Here is a 20,587-nt window from a genome sequence, read left to right as displayed (position 1 = left end):
GCTCCCAATCTAGTGTTGCCTAATTCTGGCGTCCCCAGTCTACGTGAGAGACGTTTGGTGGTGTGCAGGGGTTCCCGCAGCGGATCTATTCCCGGCATACTGCCAGTTTTAATGCCTCCGCCAAATCACCTGATGGTTTTACAATAACGTCGTCGAGCCCCAGCCAATCTGCCATCATACGTAGTTCCGCGGCAAGCTCAACGGCTGTGCGGGCCGGAGCGCCGTCCTCGCGGTGGGCGGCCTGGACCAATAGGGCCTTGTTTGACCGGTCAGCTTTGAGATCCACCCGTGCCGCAAATTCCTCCCCCAGCAGGAACGGCAGAACGTAGTAGCCGTACCGGCGCGCCGCGGGCGGAGTGTAAATTTCGAGGCGGTACCGGAAACCGAAAAGCGCTTCCAGCCGTTTCCGTTCGAACACCATGGAGTCGAAGGGGCTGAGGAGGGCACGGGCCGAGGAGCGGCGCGGGATAACCGTTTCCGCGTGCAGGTAGGCAGGCGAACGCCAGCCAGCGACCCGCACCCGGCGCAGTTTCCCCGTGCGGACCAGTACGGCCGCCGCCGACGCGGTCTCCCGCTGGGGCAGCCGAAAGTAATCTGCCAGGCAGCGGACGGTGGCCACCCCGTGTGCGCGTGCGGCCAGTTCCGTCAGACGCAGTACTGCTTCCTGCGGATCGGACGGCTCCAAAGCGGCAGGGCCCGCAGGGTGCACGGCAGCCGTGGGAGCGTAAAGACGCTCAAACTGCGGAGTCCGTCCGGCCGAGCTGAGCAGGCCTGACGCAAACAGGTCTTCGAGCACCCGCTTCGAGGCGTTCCAGTTCCATCCCCAGTTGCCTTTGGTCCTCACCTCACCGCCCCCCAGCCTGTCGGCTATTTCCCTCGCGGTGAGTGGCGGTCCGCCGGCCAGGAGCCCCAGGATCTGTTCGCTCAGCCGGTTCTTCACCTCGGTGGGAAGTGAGTGCGCTGTCATCCACACACGGCGTTGGACTGTCCGCAGATCGGGGAAAAGCTCCGGGCGGACGTAGCTGGCTTCATGTGCCCAGTACTCCACCATCTGGCGCGGAGCCTTGGAGGCCAACCTATCGGGAACGGCAGTATCGTACGGACCCAGCCTGGAAAACAGCGGCAGGTAGTGGCTCCGGGAGAGCACGTTCACTGAATCAATCTGCAGGAGGTGCAGCTGTTTCAGGACCCGGCCAACCGATCTTGAAGTGACGGTGGCGGGCCGCCCCTTGACCAGGCCCTGTGCGCCCAGCGCGGTGAGCCGCGCCTGCCGGGCAGTGAGGGTTGGTTCCATAGTGCCCATCCTAGGTCCGAGGCTCTCCCGCTCTGACACGTGCCACGCACGGCAGATGGGCGCGGGGACTCCGACGTCCCTGCCACAGCCGAACGTCTCAGGGCGAGAGCCGCATTCTGCTGATCCGCTGGTCGCTGCTGGTCGAAAGGGTTGCCGTACTCTTTGACTTCCGGCCGTACTCTTTGACTCCCGGCCGTACTCTTTGACTCCCTCAGAAAGGCGGCGGATCGTCGCCGTAGTCATCCGGATCGTCTGGAGCACTTGGTCCGCCGGCATCATGGGCCGGTGATGGATCAACGCCCGTTGCGTTGCCTCCGCGATTCGCCTGGCCACCATTCGCCTTGATGTCTGGTCCCGCCGATATCTCCGACCGACGCTGGCCGCCGTCAACGCCGCAGGTTTCCCGGGACAGGCTCAGTTGCGGTTCCGTCCGGTAACACCTGCCGCCCGGTGAGGTCCACTCAATCACCCCGGGACGAGGCTGCCTGGCCTTCCAGAACCCTTCGGTTTTGAACATGTGATGCCGCCGGCACAAATGCTCCAAATTGTCATGATCCGTCGGCCCGCCCTGAGCCCAGGGCTTGGTGTGGTCAATCTCGGAAATCACCGCATTGGTCCGGCACCCCGGGAACCGGCACGTCCCGTCCCGCACCCGCAGGACCCGCTTTAATCCGTCGGGGACCTTCCGTCGTTTGCCGACCCGCAGGATTTCTTCGGTTTCGGGGTCGCGTTCCACCGGTGTCCATTTCGCCGCTTCCCGAGCCATCCGCCGGGCCGTTTCCGGGCTGATCGGCCCGTATCCGTTCAGTTCCGCCGGCTGGTCATCGGCTCCGAAGAGGGTTTCGGCGTTGATCATCACCAGGATCTCCGTCCGAGCCCTGGGCCCGTGGCCAATCCGGCAGGACCCGGCCCCCTTCCCAGATCCGGCCCCGGTATCGGAGTCGGAGCCGGCAGCAGAACCGGACCCCTCACCTTGGATGCTGGCCTTGTTGCCGGAGCCGGAACCCTTACTGCGGCCTTTGCCCGTCTTGCTCTTCGCACCCGCACCAGTGCCGCCGCTGTCTCCGCCCCTCCGGCCGCTGCCGCCTTTGCCGCGGCCGCCACCACCGTTTCTGTTTCTGCACTCGTCCCCGCACTCATGCTCGTGGCCGCCGAGCAAGTCCGTCAGGATATCCGTGCGCAACTGATCCACCGTGCGCGTGTCCCCGGCGGCCCGCTCACCCCGGGCCGCAACACTGAGCTGAGTAAAAATGGCCTGGGCTTTCTCGGCCGGCAGTAACGCCGAGAGCCAAGACATCCCGTCCGGCTCCGGCCGCACCCACACCGTCCGCTGCTCAAACGCCGTCAACTGCCGCTGCACAATGGTCTCCGGATAGTACTGCTCCCGCAACCGGTGAGCCTTCACCCGGAACTGGGTTCTGGTCTGGCCCGCAGCCAGACCCAGCAACTCCGCCTCGAACCCGGGCAGCTCGCCCGGCACCACTCCCATACACTGCTCCACCAGAGTCTCGACATGCCCGTAACTGATCTGTCCGGACTCCAACGCCTTCAGCGTGGCCGTGTTCCTGGTGCAGAGATCACCGGCCTGACTCAGCAACGCCTTTCCGGTACCGGTGGGCACTCCCAGAATGGTTGCGGCTTCCTCCGCAGCGAGACTGAACGCCATCTCCGCGTCCCGCAACCCGGTAACGGACAGGGTCTCGTCCTCGTAGACGGTCTGCAGCCGGGACAGGACCCGAGCCTGCTGCGCCTGCACCCACCGCGACAAATGATTGAGCCGGGCCAACACCGTCCCGGTTTGCTCCTCGGTCAGGGACTCCACGTTCTGCAGAACCAAAGAGCCGGTAAACCCATCGCGGAAGCCAGCAAGATCAGGGCCCTGCCACCTCAGGCTTCCCAGCCTCCGACCCGGCGCCCTCCGGGTCGGCTACATAGACGAACCGGGTGCGCGCCGCAGCCTCATCGCCGGTGCCATCGGCACCGGGAGTCCCGGTCGAAGATCCGTTCTGATCCATGACTCCAGACTTTCACCCGGCACTGACATTTCCGTCTCGGAAAAGGCCCAAAACGACCCCAAACAGGACGATTTGGGGACCCACAAATACCTGTCTTTTTCGACGGACTACCCACGCACCACAGCCGATACCTGTGCACGTAGCACGACTGCATCTGTCGGTCACGGCTCCTGCACCCTGCGCGCAGTCGACCCCATCGCACTACTGGCCGGCAGTCGCACAGGTTCCCCCGCAATGTTCCGCTCCGGGGCTGGCGTGACTCCACCAGGCAACAGGGGCAACAGAGAGTGGGAACCAGTGCGGCGCCGCCCCTAAGAGACTGGTTTCGCACTGAGGTGAAGGTTCTGCAGCCGAAAACCAGAAAGGCCCCCGGGCGGGTGAACTTCTAACAAGTTCTTCCCTGCCCGGAGGCCTTCCACAATAACCTCAACGGTTTCGCTCGTGATGCCTGCTGACCGGTCCCTATTCGCACCGGTTCACAGCCGGTGCAGGCTACCTCCGCAGTCCACGAGAGAACCTACGCGATCTTTGCTGCCCCTTCCGAAGGCCGGTAGGCCCGCGTTTCATCCCGCAGGTCTTCGGTGCCTTCGGCACAGCGGGAGTCCAAGGTGATGACACCGTAGGTCCAGCCCCGCCGCCGGTAGACAACGGAGGGGGCTCCGGTAGCAGAATCCACAAACAGGTAGAAGTCGTGGCCGACCAACTCCATGTTGTCCACGGCGGCGTCAAGGCTCATGGGGGCACCCGGGAAAACCTTGCGCCGGATCAGGACTGGGCTGTCATCTGTGGGTTCTGCGGTATCGGATTCGTCGACCGTCGATTCGGCCGCAGCTGCTGCGTTCTCCATCTGCACGTACAGGGGTTCGTCGCTGCTGACCGTATCCAGGTCTGCGGTAGCAACCCGCACGGCGACCGGGGTGTGCCGGCCGTGGTGGACTTTCCGGCGGTCGCTTGCCCGGCGCAGGCGCTCAATGAGTTTGGCGTAGGCCAGATCAAAGGCTGCAAACTTGTCGCCGGACGTGGCTTCAGCCCGTACCACCGGACCTCTGCCGATAACGGTAAGTTCCACGGTAAGAGAGCTGTCGGCCTCACGGACGTTGGGCTGCTTGGTGATTCGTGCGTCTACACGCTGGACCTTGTTCCCAAGGTTCTCCACCTTGGCGATTCGTTCCTCGGCATACTCCCGGAACCGGTCGGATACTGCAACGTTGCGTCCGCTGATCATGAATTCCATGGTGCCCTCCAATAGATTTCGGTGACACAGCAACGGCCGCTGCCAAAACCTCTGCGACCGCTGCCGCAGGAAAGCTCCTCTTCTTGAAGCTGTCCATACCAACACGTTAGATCACCCAACAGCGTTATTCACCTTCGGACATTCCGATTACCTGACCTGTTCGGCTTGGACTAGGCTCCTCCTTTGGTGTTATTTGCGTCACTTGCCGGAGCCGCTGTTGCAGCTATCACCGCGGCCCCTTCAACCCTTGCTCCGGCCGCCCTCAGCGCGCGGGCGGCCTCGGCGATAGTGGAGCCGGTGGTCAGCACGTCATCGACCACGAGGGTGCGGATCCCGGCCAGTGAGCCCGGATTCCCGGCCGTCATAGTTCCGTAAACATTGGTCCGGCGCCCTCTCCGCCCGAGGTTCTTCTGGCTGCTGGAGGCCCGCCCGGAAACTGCGGCGCTCAAAGCTTCGGGATGCAGGCGACTCCGCAGCCCCGCACCTGACAGCCGGACAAGCGGCTTCACAGTGGTCTGCGCCGGAAGGAGACCACTGGCCTGAAGAGAGCCAAGGAGCAACCCCAGCGGGCTGTAGCCCCGCCGCTGCAGCGCACGCCGAGTGCCCGGGACCGGAACCAGGACGAGGCCGCGGCGGCCGGCGTCGGCGGCGGCCTGATGAAGCACGCCTGCCAGCATCGGACGCAGGACAGCGGCCAGGTCCGTGTGCCCGTGGTTTTTATAGGCGAGGACGACTCGCGCGAGGCTGCCGGCGTACCGCCCGGCAGCCAGCACCGGCAGCACGCTGTCCGCCGACGAATCACCGTCCGTTTCGGCACCGGGGAGCAGCTCGGCGGCATCTTGGGCATACCAGGGGTGGGTGCCGCTGCGTCGGACCGCCCGCCGGCACCTGGGGCACAGCGAAGAGTCCGCCGCGCCGCAGACAACGCACGACGTCGGCAGCAGCGCCGCTGCCAGCTCCGCCACCGCTGCGCCCATGGCTGCGGGCAAGGGCTGCAAACGGCAGCGGTCCGCGGCCCTGCCCAGTCCGGACGCTGAGAGATCCACCATGCGCATACGGACAGCATGTCCAACGTCCGGCGCACCGGCTGCGGATCCGGACCGGCGGTGGACAAATTTCCCGGCACATCCGCCACACCCCCCGCTGTGCAGGAGGAGTGCAGGAGAAGCCAAGGAGAAGTGGAGGACGAATCCAGGAGTAGTGCTACCCGGGGAACGCCGGATCGGTCAGCCCCTCGCTGACCTGATACCAACTGTTACCCATCCGCTTGAACATCGCCAAGGGCGTCTGGACATAGATGTCCTGCCCGCCCTTTCCGGCACTCAGGCCGGTAATGCCGGCAAGTCCGGCCAGGGGCTCGGGCCTGGCACCCAACCCCAGGATGATCGGGGTGACCCGATCATCCTGCGAAGTCTGGACGACGACGATGGAGTCTTCGGTGACCCACTTGGCCCGGTCCACCGGAAGGGTCTCCGGGATGCCGGAGCCCGGATCACCCGTGACGGCCAGCTCCAGCGGGGTCGTCAAGGTGCGCGGGACGCCGGCGGCGTCCCGCACGACACCGGCCACCAACACCTGGCTGCTGCCGCCGTGGCTGGTGACCAGCAGGGCGCGTGATCCGTCGCGGGAGATCCGCAGCTCGGAAACGTTGACCTCGGCCAGCCACGGGACGGGCAGGGACAGGACGTCCTCGGCTCCGCCGCCCGGGGGCAGGGCCAGGATGGTGGCGCCGCCGCCGGCTTGGGAAGCCGTCCACGTCCACTTCCCCGGATCAATGCTGGGGGCCGTCAGCAAGCTGCCCTCCACGACTCTGCGGACTTCCTGGTTCGGTCCGGTCATGAACAGGGACGATCGGTTTCCGTTCAGGAAGGCGATGGTCGCCAGGTCCAGTGAGAGGGCAGGGTCTCGGGGCGCGTGCTCGGCAACACTGGGAATCCCCTCGATCGGTTGCGGCTGTCCGTCCTTAATGTAGGCCAGTTCGTTCTGATAGGCGCCGATCTGCGTCCCGCCCACCTCGGGGTCTGCCACCGCTTCAACGAGGGCGCTGCTTTCCTTCCCCAGATCCACGGAACGCTGGTTGACGGTCATGTTCACCGAGTTCACATTGTTGAGGTTGACCAGGTTCTGATGCAGCTGCAGCGCCATTTGCTGCCGGTTCAGGTCACTGGAATCCTGCAGGACGTCGGCGGACAGATCGACTGTCGCCGCTCCGGACACCACCGGCACGGCATCCCGGGCCAGTGCGGTGCCGGCCGGAAAGGCACTGCTCACCGCTCCCTGCAGATACGGTGCCGGTCCCTCGAGCATGGCTTTGACCACGTTGGCCACGAGCCCGGATTTCTGCGCGAACCAGCGGGTGTCGGGAACCCAGAAGTCGAAGCCGCTCGAGTAGAAGTAGAGGTTATGGGAGAGGAACAGCAGCGAAAAACTGACCTCCGAGACGATGATGCCGTTGGGCACGGCACTGATTCGCCACTGCCCGTCCACCTGTTCCAGGTTGGCGGTCAGCGTTTCGGTGGTGCCCGAGGCCCGGTCCGTCCGGATCCCGCGGTTATCAACCGAACCAACCACTTCGAGCTGGATGGAATAGGTGTCACCCTCGGGGGACGGCACGATGTTCGGATCGGCGCCGTAGATCAGCACGCGGTCGGTGGGAATCCAGGTTTCGGCTGCGGCGTCCGTCAGGAATTCCCGCGCCACGCTGTAATCGTCGGCGGCACCCGTCCCCGCTGTGATGAATCCCTGCAGAATCTCCCCCGGCGTTTCTCCCCCGTCTTCGCTGGGGCCGGGCGGCGCGACGGCAAAGCTGTCCACGACCAGGTTCCCGTCACTGTCGGCGGACGCCGTGCCCACCGGACCTGTCGTGGGAATGGAGGAACAGCCGGAAAGCACCAGCAGCACAGCGGCAACCATAACAATCAGCCGGGAGAACGGACGCGCAGCGGCGGAGTGCGTGCTAGCTGGCATCGGTCTTCTCCTCAACTGGTGGTGGTGCCGGGGCGGCCAATGCCCGGGTACCCGGTGCGCCGTCGTACGGGGACAGAGGAACGGGCGAATCCGTGAACGGTACCCCATGCCGGCGCGGCAGCGTGAGCCGGAAGCAGGCGCCGTCCCCCGGGCGCCCCCAGACCTGGAGCAGGCCGCCGTGCAGCAGCGCATCCTCTACGGCGATCGACAGCCCGAGACCGCTGCCTCCGGTGGTTCGCGCCCGGGCCGGGTCGGCTCGCCAGAAGCGGTCAAACACGCGGGACGCCTCCTCCTCGGTCATGCCGATCCCGTGATCCCGCACGGCCACTGCGACGGCGTCCATGTTGGATCCGATGGCAATCTCTATCGGCTCCCCTTCGCCGTGCTCCAGCGCATTAACGACAAGGTTCCGAAGGATCCGCTCGATGCGCCGCGGGTCCGCGTCAACCATGCAGCTGGTTTCCTTCGAGACGATGGTGACCGTGGAACCGATGTTCAGGGCCAGCGGTTCCGTGGCTTCGATGACCTCGCGGACCACGGCGAAGATGTCGGTGGGTTCCAGATCGGGGGTGGCCGCACCGGCGTCGAACCTCGAGATTTCCAGCAGGTCAGCGAGCAGCGCCTGGAAGCGCTCGACCTGGTGGTACAGCAGCTCCGTGGAGCGGCGGCTGATCGGGTCGAACCCGTCGCGAGCGTCGTAGAGCACCTCGGCTGCCATGCGGACGGTGGTCAGCGGGGTGCGCAGTTCGTGGGAGACATCGGAGACGAAGACCTGCTGCATGCGTGAGAGCTGGGCAAGCTGGGTGATCTGGTCCTGCAGCGTGGCCGCCATGTGGTTGAAGGAGGCCGCCAGGCGTGCGACGTCGTCCTCGCCCTTGACCACCATGCGTTCCTGGAGCTCGCCGGCAGCCAGCTTCTCGGAAACCGCTGCGGCATCGCTGACAGCGCCGACGCCGGCCTTCGCGACGATCCACGCGATGGTGCCGATGATCACCATCAGCAGCCCGCCGGCGATCCACAGGATGCGGTGGATGTCGTCCAGGGTCTGCTGCATGGAGGACAGGTCATAGATGAGGTAGAGCGCGTATTCGGCGCTGTCCGGCGGCAGTGTGACCTTGGTGCCGAATGCCAGTCCCGGTTCGCCGTGGGCCAGGGCCAGCGGGGACCAGTGGATGGTGTCCTGGTCGCTGTTCACGTCGATGCTCCGGACGGATTCGCTCAGGACGGAAGGAATGCTGCCGGCAGTGATGCCCTCGCCTAGGGTCTGGGAGACAAACAGGTTCTGTTCCTGGTCCGGCATGGGAGTGAGCAGGTACAGCCGGCGTGCGTCGGCACCCTGCCCTTCCAGCAGCGAAAGGGTATTCGAGACCAGCCGCTCGGTTCCTTCACGGTCCGTTGCCGCCGTGGTGCGGAAGTTTTCCTTCGCCGAGTTGAGTCCGGCGGTGGCCTCGGACTGGAACTGGCTCAGACGCTCCTCGTAAAGGGCGTCCGCGATCTGGTGGGATAAGAACGCGCCAACGCCGGCACAGGCCAGCGTGACCAGCAGCAGCGTGGAGACCACCGTCTTGAACAGCAGGGACCGCCGCCACCGGCGGGCGATCCGCTGAAATGTTGCCCTGCGCAGGGTGTCGCGGAACCGCTTGAACGTCCGCACCGTTGCAGGCAGGACTTCGGCCGTCAGGGCCGAAGTCCGCGAGCGCCTAGCTCTGGCCCGCTTTGTAACCGACACCGCGCACCGTCAGAACTATTTCGGGTGCTTCGGGGTCGCGCTCGATCTTGGAACGGAGCCGCTGCACATGGACATTGACCAGCCGGGTATCCGCCGCATGGCGGTAGCCCCACACCTGCTCCAGCAGCATTTCCCGGGTGAACACCTGCCAGGGTTTGCGTGCCAGGGCCACCAGCAGGTCAAATTCCAGCGGGGTCAGCGAAATGGTATCGGCACCGCGCGAGACCACATGTCCGGCGACGTCGATGGAGACTTCCCCAATGCTGAGGGTCTCAGGAGACTTGGTGTCGCCGGGACGCAGCCGGGCGCGCACCCGCGCCACAAGCTCGGCGGGCTTGAACGGCTTGGGGACGTAGTCGTCGGCTCCGGATTCCAGCCCGCGCACGACGTCGGAGGTGTCGGACTTTGCCGTCAGCATGACAATGGGAACATCGGACTCGCCGCGGATTTGCCGGCACACCTCGATCCCGTCAATTCCGGGCAGCATGAGGTCCAACAGGATTAGGTCGGGCTTGGTATTGCGGAAGATCTCCAGTGCCTTGGAACCGTCAGCGCAGAAGACAGGGTCGAACCCGTCGTTGCGGAGCACAATGCCGATCATCTCGGCCAGTGCTTCGTCGTCGTCCACGACCAATATGCGTGCCTTCATAACTCCCTGTTCCCAGTTGACTGCTCAAGCGGTTCTTCGTTGCGGTGCCTGTCCTGCCGGCTTCCGGCTGCCCGGGTACTCCGCCGGGCTTCCTGCCAGCTGTTGAGGATGCGAGGCGTCCGGAATGTCCTGAGACACGGCAACAGCCGACGATAACCCTCCCATCCTAGAGGACAGAGTTTCCGGTGCTTTCCCCGCGGGACGCCGGGCGACGTCTGGAACTATAGTCGGAGCAGGGCAAACAACTCTTTTAGGGGCACACCTTGGGTCAGGACAATCACAACGGCAAATCCCCGCAGGAGCGGGATGAGCCTTACGGCTCCCGGCCGGAGCAGGCCGACGGCGAGGGCAGCCGCGACGCCGCAGCCGACCAAGGTGGCGGCGAGGCTGCCAGTGACGGACGGAACGCAGGCACCGGTCCGCCGCCGCCTCCCGGAGCCTCTCCCGGCCCGCTGCAGCCTCCTTACGGCCAGCCGAATCCGCAGCAGCCGGTGCCCCCGCCGTCGTCCCAGCCGTGGGGCCACCCCGCAGCACCCCGAAACCCCTGGGAGCAGCGGGGCCAGCAGTGGGCCGCTCCGGGGTTTCCTCAACCCGGCCAACCCGGCCAGCCCGCCCAGCCCGGCCAACCCGCCCAGCCCTGGGGTTCCCCCGGCTTTCCCCAGCAAGGCGGCTGGTCGCCTCCGCCAAAGCCCGGCGTCATTCCGCTGCGGCCGCTGGGTTTGGGCGAACTGCTGGACGGCGCCTTCCAGGCCTGCCGCCGGAACGCCGCGGCAACCTTCGGCACGGCACTGCTCATTCAGGCCGTAATCTCCCTCCTGACGCTGCTGTTGGCCCGCGGGCTCCTGTCCCCGGACACCTTCAGCGCGGATTTTGACGCCGCCCAGGGAGCAATTGGCTCGACGCTGACCTCGGGAACCCTTCTGCTCATAGCCTCGGTCGCCGGGGTCCTGCTCTTGCAGGGAGTGCTCGTCATACCCGTGGCGCGGTCCATCCTGAACCTCAAAACGGGCTTCGCCCAGACCTGGAAGCTCAGCCGCAAACGGCTCCTGCCGCTGGCCGGACTGGGGGCCCTGCTGCTGCTGATGATGATTGTCGGTGCAGTGGCCTTCTCCGTCGGTCTTGCCGCGATCCTGGCAGCGCTGGGACCGGCTGGCATCCCCGTGCTCATCCTCGGCATCCTGGCCCTGGTCGCCGTCACTGTCTGGCTGGGCGTGAAGCTTTCCCTGGCTCCGGCGGCCCTGGTCCTGGAACCCGCCGGAGTCTTCGCATCGCTGGGCCGTTCCTGGCAGCTGACGCGACGCAATTTCTGGCGCAGCTTCGGCATCCTGGCGCTGACCGCCCTGCTGGTGAGCATTGTTTCCTCGGTGATCAGCACCCCGATCGTCTTTCTTTTGAGTCTCATCGGCGCGTTTGGCAGCGGCGGTGAACCCGGGCCGGAGGCTACGGCGGCACTGGTTGCCGTCAATCTGGCCGTCACCGCTTTTTTCGGTGCCATCGGATATGCCTTCCAAGCGGCCGTCACCTCGCTCCTGTACGTTGACCTGCGCATCCGCCGCGAGGGCTTCGACATCACGCTGATGAAAGACCAGGAACTGGTCGGCACCGCCGATGCGGATCTGGTGCCCGGCCGGAACCGGAGCGCCGGGTTGTGACGCCCCTGCTGTCCGCGCACCCGACGGCAGATGTTCCGGTTCTTCCGGATGATCTGCAGGGGCGCGATTGGGCCGAGCAGGAACTCTCCCGGTCCGTCTATCAGGAGGCCAAGCCGAGCCTGCTCGACCGGTTCTGGCAATGGGTGCGGGAGTTCTTCTCAGATCTCCTCGACGGCATCACCGGTGTTGACCCCTCTCTCGGTGTGTTGCTGCTGGCCGTCGGCGCGGCCGCGGTGCTGGCCGTGGCCATTGTGCTGGTGCGCCCGCGCTTGAACGCCCGCAGCCGCAGGGAACTCTTCGATGCCGAGGAAACCCGGGTCGCGGTGGACCACCGCAGGCTGTCAGAGGAGGCCGCCGCCCGCGGTGAGTGGGACACGGCGCTGGCTGAACGGCTGCGCGCCGTGATCCGGTCTGCTGAAGAACGCGTCATCCTTGAGCCGCGGGCCGGCCGCACCGCGGCGGAGGCAGGGCACGAGCTCGCCCTTGCCTTCCCGGCGGCGGCTCCCGACATCCGATGGCTGGCACGGCGGTTTGACGAGGTCCGGTACGGGCATCTTCGCGCCACTGCCGCCGATTCCGAGCAGGCCGCAGCCCTGGACCGACTGTTGGAAGGCTCTGCTCCCCGCACTCCGGCCACAGTTCCCGCAGCACTGGCGGTGCCGCGGTGACCGCTTCCGGAACAGCCTCAGCAACTCCGCCGCAGGCCGCAGCTCCGTCCGGCATCCGGGGCGGGCTGCGGGCGCGCCTGCATGCCTGGCGGCTGTGGATCATCCTGGCCCTGGTGCTGTGCCTGGTTGTCATCCTGGGTATCCTGGCCGGCTCGGAAACCGACGAGACCGCACTCTCCCCCGCAAGTGCCGCCCCGGACGGGGCCATGGCCGCAGCCCGGATCCTGGACGAGCAGGGGGTGGAAGTCCTCCGCCCCGGGTCCCTTGACGAGGCACAGGCACTCCTCCGGGACAAGCGCTCAGACACCACGCTGTTGCTCATCGATCCCGACAACTTTCTTAACGCGGACCAGCTGGCCGAGCTGGACGGGATAGCCAAGCGGCAGGTTCTGGTGGAGCCCTCCTTTGAACAGCTGGGCGCGTTGGCCCCGGGCATCCGCTCCGCCGGCCTGCTTCCTGAAAACAGCGGCGACTCCGCCCTCAGCGCTGACTGCGATGTGCCCGACGCCGCGGCCGCGGAGAGCATCGATGCCGGCGGTCTTGCCTACCGGGCGCCGGTTGTCTGCTTTCCTGCCCCGGGAGGCCCCGACTCCGGGGGTGCCTACGCCGCTGACGACGACGGCGCCGTCGTCGTTCTGGGCAACGCCGCAGTGCTCGCCAATGAGACGCTCGCGAGCCGCGGCAACGCCGCACTAACGCTGCGCACACTGGGTTCCACCGGCACACTCGTCTGGTACCAGCCGACGGCTGCAGACATTTCCGCCCCTGATTTGCCCGTCGATCCGCGGGCCCTGTTGCCCGAGTGGGTGAATCCGCTGCTGCTGTGGCTGCTGGTGGTGGCCGGCCTGGCGATGTTCTGGCGCGGACGCCGCCTGGGACCGCTGGCCGCAGAACCGCTGCCGGTGGTGGTACGGTCCGCAGAGACAGCTGAAGGCCGTGCCCGGCTTTACCAGGACGGACGGGCCTCGGACCGTGCGGCGGCGACGCTTCGTGCCGCGGCACTGACGCGCCTTGCTGCCCGCCTGCGGCTGGGCCCGCAGAGCACCGCCGACATGGTGGTGCGGGCGGCAGCGCACGCCACCGGCCGTTCGGTGGACGACGTCGACCGGTTGCTGAACCGCCCGCTGCCTGGCGGCGATGCGGAACTCGTGCAATGGTCCCAGGATTTGCAAGCCCTAGAGGAAGAGGTCACCGCATCATGAGCCAGCAGTACCAGCCACAGGCAGCACCCGGCCCGGTTCCGCGCCCGGCGGAGTCCGCGGACCCCTTCGTCCCCGTTCCTGCCGGCGCGCCGAACCCTGCCGGCCTTGGCGGACAGGGCCGGGCAGACCCTGTCCGCCAGGCGCTGCTCGATGTCCGGATGGAGGTCGCCAAGGCCGTGGTTGGACAGGACGCTGCCGTGACCGGGCTGATCATTGCGCTGCTGGTGCGGGGTCATGTCCTGCTCGAGGGTGTTCCCGGCGTCGCCAAGACGCTGCTGGTGCGGAGCCTCTCTGCGGCTCTGGACCTGGATACCAAGCGCGTGCAGTTCACCCCCGACCTGATGCCCGGAGACGTCACCGGATCGCTGATCTATGACGGACGCACCTCCGAGTTCTCCTTCCGGGAGGGTCCGGTTTTCACCAACATCCTGCTGGCCGACGAAATCAACCGCACGCCTCCGAAGACGCAGGCCTCGCTGCTGGAAGCCATGGAGGAACGCCAGGTTTCCGTTGACGGCGTGTCGCGGCTGCTGCCCGATCCCTTCATGGTGGCTGCCACCTCCAACCCGGTGGAATACGAAGGAACGTATTCGCTGCCCGAAGCCCAGCTGGACCGGTTCCTGTTGAAACTCACACTGGATCTGCCCGGCCGCAACGAGGAGATCGAAATCATCCGCCGGCACAGCAGCGGATTCGATCCGCGGAACCTGGCCGCAGCGGGAGTCCGCGCCGTGGCCACCGCCGCTGACCTTGAAAAGGCCCGGCAGGCAGTGTCCAGGGTGGCAGTGTCCCCGGAGGTCCTCGGCTACATCGTGGATCTGGTCCGCGCCACCCGGGCGGCGCCGTCGTTCCAGCTCGGGGTCTCTCCCCGCGGCGCGACGGCGCTGCTCAACACCTCGCGCGCCTGGGCATGGCTCTCCGGCCGCGCGTTTGTGACACCGGACGACGTCAAAGCGCTGACACTGCCCGCGCTGCGGCACCGGGTCTCGCTGCGCCCCGAAGCCCAGATGGACGGCGTGAACGCGGACGACGTGCTGGGCAGCATCCTGGCCACCGTCCCGGTACCCCGCTAGGACGCGGAAGCGATGGCAATTTCCGGCCGGCTGGTCCTCCTTGCCGCAGCAGGTGCCGTGCTGGTCCTGCTGTTTCCCGGCTCGGGTGCAATCTGGCTGTGGGTGCTGCTCCTGTCCGCTGCAGTCGCCGCGGACCTGCTAACGGCCGCCTCGCCCCGCGCCCTGACCCTGACGCGCACCGTTCCGGCCGGGGTGCGCCTGACCGAGCCCGCCCCCGCGGTGCTGACCGTCCGCAACACCGGCGGGCGCGCCCTGCGCGGCAGCTTTCGGGACGGCTGGCAGCCCTCCGCCGGCGCCCGCAACCCCGTGCAGCGGCTGCGGATTCCGGCCGGAGAAGCCCGGAGGTTCGAGGTGCAGCTGATGCCGGAGCGGCGGGGCGAACTGCACAGCAAATGCGTCACGGTCCGCAGTTTCGGTCCGCTCGGCCTGGCGGCACGCCAGCGCACGCTGCAGAGCCCGGCCGTCCTGCTGGTGCTGCCGCCCTTCCATGCCAAGCGCCACCTTCCGTCAAAGCTGCGGCGGCTGCGGGAACTGGACGGCAACGCCTCGGTCCAGCTGCGGGGAGCCGGAACGGAATTCGATTCGCTGCGCGACTACGTGCGCGGCGACGACGTCCGGTCCATTGACTGGCGCGCCACCGCCCGCCGGCGGGACACCGTGGTGCGCACCTGGCGTCCGGAGCGCGACCGGCGGGTGGTGCTGCTCCTGGACACGTCCCGCACTTCAGCGGCACGGATAGCGGATGAGCCGCGCCTGGACACCGGGATCGAGGCCGCCCTGCTGCTGGCCATGCTGGCCCACGGCGGAGCGGACCGGGTGGACTTCCTGGCCTTCGACCGGCGGATCCGCGCCCGCGTGCAGTCCGGTGCCCGGGGCAATCTCCTGAACCGGCTCGTCACGGCCGTGGCACCGCTGGAAGCCGAGCTGATCGAAGCTGACTTCACCCTGGTGCCCGGAGCCGTCCAGTCGGTTTCCACCCGCCGTTCCCTGGTGGTGCTCATCACCGCACTGGACTCCGGCGCCATCGAAGAAGGCCTGTTGCCGGTGCTGCCGCAGCTGCTGGACAAGCACGTGGTGGTGATTGCCTCGGTGCGCGACCCCGAGCTGGAGGAACTGCGCCGGCAGCGCACCACCGCCACCGAGACCTTCCGTGCGGCGGCGGCGGAACGCGCCCTGCTGGACCGGGCGGCGGTAACCGCACAGCTGCGGTCAATGGGCGCGGAAGTCGTTGACGAGACGCCTCATGAACTGCCGCCCAAGCTCGCCGACCTCTACATCCGGCTCAAGGCCACGGGCAGATTGTAGGAACCATGGACAGCTTCCCGGCACCGCCACCCGCATCCAGCGGCGAGGATTCCATCTACCGCCGGGTCCTGGGACCTGACTTTGAGCGGCTGCAGCCGCAGCTGCAGGAGTATTTCTCCGGCACCCCGGGCTCGGGGATCTGCGGCGAAGGCACCGGTGTTTTCGAAACCGCCGGCTGTCCCCGCGCCTGGCTGCGCCCGCTGCTGGCGCTGATTCCGGTGTCGAACGCGTTCTTTCCCGACTACGGAACACAGATCCCGTTCAGCATCCGCAATTATCCGCACCTGGATCCGTGGGGCCGCCCCTCCCTGACGGCGGTGCGGACGTTCCGCTTTCCCCGCGGGGAGCGGATTTTCGAGGACACCACCAGCCTGACCGGACCCGGTGAGCTGACTGATTATCTGGGCCGGAAACGGAACCTCGCCACTAACCTGGTGCTGTCAGTGACCGAGGAGGGCCATCTGCTGATGGACTCCCCCGGCAGCCGCCTCTTCCTGGGCCCGCTGCGGCTGCCGCTTCCGGCCTTCGCCGCCGCTGATGCGCACGTGGAGCAGTGGTACGACGCCGCCGCCGGAACCTTCCGGATTAGCACCCGCGTAGTGCAGCGGCAGGCGGGAACGGTCTTCGTGTACGACGGCAGCTTCACGTACGGCCCCCGGGACTGGAACGGCACGCTTCCCGCCGATGCCGTTCCTGCCCGCTGGGAGCGGCGGCGCTGAACCGGCCCGGCCTGCGGCCCGCGGCTTAGCCTTCGGCCGCGACCTGGGTCAGGGCCTCGGCCGCCTGCGTGAGCCGGGCCAGGACCTTGCGGGCCGCCGACGGCGACGCGTCCGCCAGGTCAGCTGCCGGCGTCAGGCGCAGCGCGGGCAGCGACCCGGCGCCCAGGCCGATCTTGGTCCAGGGCCGCAGCACGTCATCGACCAATGCCGTCACCTGCCGCGGTTCCGCGGTGTTCGCCGGGACCGGCAGGATGCCCAGCCAGATGCTTTTTCCGGCTTCCACGGCCTCGGCCAGAGCTTCCCAGTCGGCTCCGGTCAGGCCGGCGGCCGGCAGTGCCGCGCCCTGCGCGCCGGCTCCGAGGGCCAGTGCGAACGGGGACTGCGCACCGGCGCGCAGGGCTCCGGAACGGGCAGCCTCCGGCAGCTTCAGCACCGTCTGGGAAGCTCCGGCGTCGGACAGGGCCGAGATGATCTGGTGCCAGGCCTGCGACACTTCGGTGGAGGACACCGAACGCAGGGTGCGGTAGCCGCTGGCCGTGGGAATGGTTCCGCCCAGCACATCGGCAATCTCCGGCTCGTCGAGCTGAACGATGATGTCCGCGCCGGGTGAAGCCTCACGGGCACGCGAGACAAAGCCCGCCGCCCCGGCGGTCAGCGACTGCAGCAGCTCGCGCCGGGCGCCGGCGTCGGACAGTGCCCGCTCGCCGTTGTGCAGATGGAGCCCCGCGGCCAGGGACAGCGGTCCGCGCAGGGAAATCTTCAGCGAAGGAGCGGGGCTGTCCTCTGCGCCGACGACGTCGGCCAGGGCGTTGAGGTCCTGGCCGAGCAGGGAAACGGCCCGCCGGTGGTCCTTGCCGGGCCGGGGCACCAGACGCCAACCGTGCGGCTGGACGTCCACTGCCAGGTCCACCAGCAGGGCAGCGGTCCGGCCCAGCGCGTCGGCGCCGGGGCCTCGCGCGGGCAGCTCCACCAGGAACGGCAGGTGCGGGGCTCCGAGCTCGCCGCGGATAATCCGGGTGGCTTCCAACGGGTCGGTGCCGGGCCAGGATCCCAGGGCAGTGGCCGTGACAGTCGTGGAAGCTTCCTGCTTGGATGACTGCTCTGATGCCTGCCGGGCCGGTTCCTGCGCTCTAGAGTCCTGCTGCATTGCTGTTGCCGCCGTTGTGGTTGTCGGAGATCGCCTGATGATGCCGGATGACCTCGCTGATGATGAAATTCAGGAACTTTTCGGCAAACGCCGGGTCCAGGTGCGCGTCCTCGGCGAGGCGGCGCAGCCGGGTGATCTGCGCGGCTTCACGGCCGGGGTCCCCTGCCGGCAGGCGGTGTTCGGCCTTGAGGAAGCCCACCCGCTGCGTGGCCTTGAACCGTTCGGCCAGCAGGTAGACCAGCGTGGCGTCGATGTTGTCAATGCTGCTGCGCACCGCCAGCAGTTCCTGCATGACGTCATCGGAGACTTTCCCGGAGAGGGAACTGGCCGTGGGATCAAACTCGTCTGCGGGAGTATCAGTCATGGGTCCAGTCTAGGGTCCGGCCGCCGGCAGGAGAGCGCACGTTACGCCGCCCGCCCGGTGGGACGGGCGGCGCGTCACCAGCCCCGCGAGTGCGTCAGGAGACCGCCGCCGGATCCCATTCCAGCGAACGGGCCTTGTCGATCGTGGCCTGCCCCAGCACCCGCGTCCCCTGGTAAACGACCATGGACTGGCCGGGGGCGACGCCGCGCATCGGCTCGTTCAGCCGGACCACCAGCTCTTCGCGGATGCCGCCGTCCGCCTCTTCGGAAACCACGTCCTCCATCCAGCCGCGGGCCGCCACGGGGTCGCCGTGCGCCCGGACCTGGACCATGCAGTCGAATTCGGTGCGGGCAGCGATCTCGGGGATCGGCAGGCCGGCCCAGGAAATCTTGATGCCGCGCATCTGGTCGATGTTCAGCAGCTTCTCCGGTCCGACAATGACCTTGTTTTCCTTGGGCCGGATCTCGAGCACGAAGCGGGGCTTGCCGTCGTCGGCCGGGCGGCCCAGCTTCAGGCCCTTGCGCTGGCCGACGGTGAAGGCGTTGGCTCCGGGATGGGTGCCGATCTTCTCGCCGGAAGCATCGACGATGTCGCCCTCGGACAAGTCGATGCGCTCTTCGAGCCAGCCGCGGGTGTCGCCGTCGGGGATGAAGCAAATGTCGTGGCTGTCGGGCTTGTTCGCCACGGACAGGCCGCGCCGCTCGGCTTCGGCCCGCACCTCGGCCTTGGACGGGGTGTCCGCGAGCGGGAACATGGAGTGCTTGAGCTGTTCATGGGTCAGCACGCCGAGGACGTAGGACTGGTCCTTGGCCCAATCCGCGGCGCGGTGCAGCTCCGGGTTTCCGTCGGCGTCGGTGAGCACCTTCGCGTAGTGGCCGGTGCAGACGGCGTCGAACCCGAGGGCGAGCGCCTTTTCCAGCAGCGCGGCGAACTTGATCCGCTCGTTGCAGCGCATGCAGGGGTTCGGGGTGCGGCCGGCGGCGTATTCGGCGATGAAATCATCAACCACGTCCTCCTTGAACCGCTCCGAGAAGTCCCAGACGTAGTACGGGATGCCCAGAATGTCGCATGCCCGCCAGGCATCGCGGGAATCTTCAATGGTGCAGCAGCCCCGGCTGCCGGTGCGCAGCGTTCCGGGCATGCGTGAAAGCGCCAGGTGGACGCCGACGACGTCGTGCCCGGCTTCCACTGCCCGTGCTGCGGCTACCGCGGAGTCGACTCCGCCGCTCATTGCTGCCAAAACCTTCATGAAGTAAAACCTGTTCCTGCTGTTTGGATGCTGCTGACGTGGGAAGCCATGCCGGCCTTTTTCGCCCGTTCGTAGGCTTCGGGCAGGGCTGCCAATAATGTGTCAACGTCTGCAGCGGTGGTTGTATGCCCGAGGCTGAAACGCTGCGCCCCGCGGGCCTGCGTTTCGGTCAGGCCCATGGCCAGCAAAACGTGGGAGGGCCGCGGCACTCCTGCCGTGCAGGCCGAGCCGGTGGAGGATTCCACTCCGGCCAGGTCCAGCAGGAACAGCAGCGAATCTCCTTCGCAGCCGGGGAAGGTGAAGTGCGCGTTGCCCGGCAGCCGGCGGGGCATGCCGTTGCTGTAGCTGCCGCCGGCCGAGCCCGCTTCGCCGTCGGCGTCGCGGGCGCCGCGGAGCACCGCGTCGGGGATGGCGCGCTCGACGCCGGTGATCAGTTTCTCGCGCAGGCTCCGCAGCCGGGCCGATTCGGCCGGCAGGTTCTCGGTGACCTCGCGGGCTGCGGCGGCGAAGGCCGCGATGCCGGGGGCATCGAGGGTGCCCGAGCGGATGTCCCGTTCCTGGCCGCCGCCGTGCATCACCGGAGTGAGTTTGACCGCCCGGCCGACGACAAGCGCGCCGATGCCCACCGGCCCGCCAATCTTGTGGCCGCTGATCGCCATCGTGTCCACGCCGGAAGTGCGAAAATTCACCGGCAGTGCGCCGAAGGCCTGCACCGCGTCGGTGTGCACGGGCACGCCGTAGGAATGGGCGAGCGCCGTGATGGCAGGGATGTCCTGGACGGTGCCCACTTCGTTGTTGGCCCACATGATGGTCAGCAGCGCGGTGGTGTCCGCATGCGCTTCCAGTTCCGCGCGGATGGCGTCAAGGGGCACGACGCCGTCGCCGTCCACCGGCAGCCAAACAACCGTGGCGCCCTCATGCTTTTCCAGCCACTGGACCGTGTCCTGGACTGCATGGTGCTCAATCGGCGAACAGAGGATGCGGGTGCGGGCCGGATCGGCATCCCGGCGTGACCAGTACAGGCCCTTCACGGCCAGGTTGTCGGCTTCGGTGCCGCCGGAGGTGAAGATGATCTCCGAGGGGTGGCAGCCCGCGGCCGCAGCCAGCGCCTCGCGGGACTCTTCCACCACCATCCGGGCGCGGCGGCCGGAGCCGTGCAGCGAGGACGGATTGCCGCTGCGGCTGAGTTCTGAGGTGAGTGCGGCGAGGGCCGATGCCGAGATAGGCGTGGTCGCCGCGTGATCTAGGTACACGGGCACCTCCCAATTCTAACGGCGATCGCTGTGGATGCCGATTCTTCCCCGGTTTCTTCCTCCGGAC

18 protein-coding genes are annotated in these 20,587 nt (G+C 67.3%); 6 read left to right on the top strand and 12 right to left on the bottom strand.

Features of this window, described 5'->3' with window-relative positions; all coding sequences use genetic code 11:
* Positions 1-85: 85 nt before the first annotated feature.
* From QNN99_RS03785 to mtrA, 8 genes are all read right to left on the bottom strand, one after another.
* Entirely contained in the window at positions 86-1,294 is a 1,209-nt protein-coding gene (locus tag QNN99_RS03785) for a winged helix-turn-helix domain-containing protein (RefSeq protein WP_229965100.1), read from the bottom strand.
* Positions 1,295-1,505: 211 nt separating this feature from the next.
* Positions 1,506-3,131 (bottom strand): HNH endonuclease signature motif containing protein, encoded by a 1,626-nt coding sequence (locus tag QNN99_RS03780; protein WP_229965099.1) that lies wholly within the window; start codon positions 3,129-3,131, stop codon positions 1,506-1,508.
* Between the two features lie 34 nt (positions 3,132-3,165).
* The gene (locus tag QNN99_RS03775) at positions 3,166-3,309 is read right to left on the bottom strand and encodes a hypothetical protein (RefSeq protein ID WP_229965098.1); all 144 of its coding nucleotides are present in this window, start codon (positions 3,307-3,309) and stop codon (positions 3,166-3,168) included.
* A gap of 517 nt (positions 3,310-3,826) precedes the next feature.
* Entirely contained in the window at positions 3,827-4,543 is a 717-nt protein-coding gene (gene hpf / locus QNN99_RS03770) for a ribosome hibernation-promoting factor, HPF/YfiA family (protein WP_229965097.1), read from the bottom strand.
* A gap of 170 nt (positions 4,544-4,713) precedes the next feature.
* On the bottom strand, positions 4,714-5,598 hold the full coding sequence (locus QNN99_RS03765) for a ComF family protein (protein ID WP_229965096.1): 885 nt from the start codon (positions 5,596-5,598) through the stop codon (positions 4,714-4,716).
* Between the two features lie 148 nt (positions 5,599-5,746).
* The gene (locus QNN99_RS03760) at positions 5,747-7,510 is read right to left on the bottom strand and encodes an LpqB family beta-propeller domain-containing protein (RefSeq protein WP_229965095.1); all 1,764 of its coding nucleotides are present in this window, start codon (positions 7,508-7,510) and stop codon (positions 5,747-5,749) included.
* Positions 7,500-9,239: an MtrAB system histidine kinase MtrB gene (mtrB, locus tag QNN99_RS03755; protein ID WP_229965094.1), complete on the bottom strand. Its 1,740-nt coding sequence runs from the start codon at positions 9,237-9,239 to the stop codon at positions 7,500-7,502. The genes QNN99_RS03760 and mtrB overlap by 11 nt, the downstream gene beginning before the upstream one ends.
* Positions 9,211-9,888, bottom strand: coding sequence for an MtrAB system response regulator MtrA (gene mtrA, locus QNN99_RS03750; RefSeq protein WP_229965093.1), 678 nt, complete (start codon positions 9,886-9,888; stop codon positions 9,211-9,213). The genes mtrB and mtrA overlap by 29 nt, the downstream gene beginning before the upstream one ends.
* Positions 9,889-10,151: 263 nt before the next feature.
* Between mtrA and QNN99_RS03745 the strand changes: the two genes are divergently transcribed.
* From QNN99_RS03745 to QNN99_RS03720, 6 genes are read left to right on the top strand one after another with little or no spacing between them, the layout of a single operon-like run.
* Complete coding sequence (locus QNN99_RS03745; protein ID WP_229965092.1) at positions 10,152-11,540, top strand: DUF7847 domain-containing protein; 1,389 nt, start codon at positions 10,152-10,154, stop codon at positions 11,538-11,540.
* A complete protein-coding gene (locus QNN99_RS03740; protein WP_229965091.1) occupies positions 11,537-12,208 on the top strand; it encodes a DUF4129 domain-containing protein in 672 nt (223 codons plus the stop codon). The genes QNN99_RS03745 and QNN99_RS03740 overlap by 4 nt, the downstream gene beginning before the upstream one ends.
* Positions 12,205-13,410 (top strand): DUF4350 domain-containing protein, encoded by a 1,206-nt coding sequence (locus QNN99_RS03735; RefSeq protein ID WP_229965090.1) that lies wholly within the window; start codon positions 12,205-12,207, stop codon positions 13,408-13,410. The genes QNN99_RS03740 and QNN99_RS03735 overlap by 4 nt, the downstream gene beginning before the upstream one ends.
* Complete coding sequence (locus QNN99_RS03730) at positions 13,407-14,483, top strand: AAA family ATPase (protein ID WP_229965089.1); 1,077 nt, start codon at positions 13,407-13,409, stop codon at positions 14,481-14,483. Before QNN99_RS03735 ends, QNN99_RS03730 begins: the two co-directional genes overlap by 4 nt.
* Positions 14,484-14,495: 12 nt before the next feature.
* Positions 14,496-15,788: a DUF58 domain-containing protein gene (locus QNN99_RS03725; protein WP_229965088.1), complete on the top strand. Its 1,293-nt coding sequence runs from the start codon at positions 14,496-14,498 to the stop codon at positions 15,786-15,788.
* Positions 15,789-15,793: 5 nt separating this feature from the next.
* Positions 15,794-16,507 carry a DUF4166 domain-containing protein gene (locus QNN99_RS03720; RefSeq protein ID WP_229965087.1) on the top strand — a complete coding sequence of 238 codons (714 nt, stop codon included), beginning with the start codon at positions 15,794-15,796 and terminating at the stop codon, positions 16,505-16,507.
* Positions 16,508-16,532: 25 nt separating this feature from the next.
* Here QNN99_RS03720 and QNN99_RS03715 read toward each other — a convergent pair whose 3' ends face one another.
* The 4 genes from QNN99_RS03715 to QNN99_RS03700 form a co-directional block, all read right to left on the bottom strand.
* Positions 16,533-17,654, bottom strand: coding sequence for a uroporphyrinogen decarboxylase/cobalamine-independent methonine synthase family protein (locus tag QNN99_RS03715; RefSeq protein ID WP_229965086.1), 1,122 nt, complete (start codon positions 17,652-17,654; stop codon positions 16,533-16,535).
* Positions 17,638-18,018, bottom strand: a complete 381-nt coding sequence (locus tag QNN99_RS03710; protein ID WP_229965085.1) for a chorismate mutase — start codon at positions 18,016-18,018, stop codon at positions 17,638-17,640. Before QNN99_RS03710 ends, QNN99_RS03715 begins: the two co-directional genes overlap by 17 nt.
* A gap of 94 nt (positions 18,019-18,112) precedes the next feature.
* The gene (gene mnmA, locus QNN99_RS03705) at positions 18,113-19,267 is read right to left on the bottom strand and encodes a tRNA 2-thiouridine(34) synthase MnmA (protein ID WP_229965084.1); all 1,155 of its coding nucleotides are present in this window, start codon (positions 19,265-19,267) and stop codon (positions 18,113-18,115) included.
* Entirely contained in the window at positions 19,264-20,526 is a 1,263-nt protein-coding gene (locus QNN99_RS03700; protein ID WP_229965083.1) for a cysteine desulfurase family protein, read from the bottom strand. Before QNN99_RS03700 ends, mnmA begins: the two co-directional genes overlap by 4 nt.
* Between the last annotated feature and the right edge of the window lie 61 nt (positions 20,527-20,587).

The organism is Arthrobacter sp. zg.Y820, assembly GCF_030125555.1.
Taxonomy (GTDB): Bacteria; Actinomycetota; Actinomycetes; order Actinomycetales; family Micrococcaceae; genus Arthrobacter_B.
Note: the sequence above shows the minus strand (reverse complement) of the source record. Positions and strands in the feature narration are given on the sequence as shown.

Coding starts and splice junctions, on each gene's coding strand:
- QNN99_RS03765 (WP_229965096.1), bottom strand. CDS start 5,598: ATGCGCATGGTGGATCTCTCAGCGTCCGGACTGGGCAGGGCCGCGGAC.
- QNN99_RS03775 (WP_229965098.1), bottom strand. CDS start 3,309: ATGGATCAGAACGGATCTTCGACCGGGACTCCCGGTGCCGATGGCACC.
- QNN99_RS03785 (WP_229965100.1), bottom strand. CDS start 1,294: ATGGAACCAACCCTCACTGCCCGGCAGGCGCGGCTCACCGCGCTGGGC.
- QNN99_RS03720 (WP_229965087.1), top strand. CDS start 15,794: ATGGACAGCTTCCCGGCACCGCCACCCGCATCCAGCGGCGAGGATTCC.
- QNN99_RS03760 (WP_229965095.1), bottom strand. CDS start 7,510: ATGCCAGCTAGCACGCACTCCGCCGCTGCGCGTCCGTTCTCCCGGCTG.
- hpf (WP_229965097.1), bottom strand. CDS start 4,543: ATGGAATTCATGATCAGCGGACGCAACGTTGCAGTATCCGACCGGTTC.
- QNN99_RS03715 (WP_229965086.1), bottom strand. CDS start 17,654: ATGCAGCAGGACTCTAGAGCGCAGGAACCGGCCCGGCAGGCATCAGAG.
- QNN99_RS03730 (WP_229965089.1), top strand. CDS start 13,407: ATGAGCCAGCAGTACCAGCCACAGGCAGCACCCGGCCCGGTTCCGCGC.
- QNN99_RS03725 (WP_229965088.1), top strand. CDS start 14,496: ATGGCAATTTCCGGCCGGCTGGTCCTCCTTGCCGCAGCAGGTGCCGTG.
- mtrA (WP_229965093.1), bottom strand. CDS start 9,888: ATGAAGGCACGCATATTGGTCGTGGACGACGACGAAGCACTGGCCGAG.
- QNN99_RS03710 (WP_229965085.1), bottom strand. CDS start 18,018: ATGACTGATACTCCCGCAGACGAGTTTGATCCCACGGCCAGTTCCCTC.
- mnmA (WP_229965084.1), bottom strand. CDS start 19,267: ATGAAGGTTTTGGCAGCAATGAGCGGCGGAGTCGACTCCGCGGTAGCC.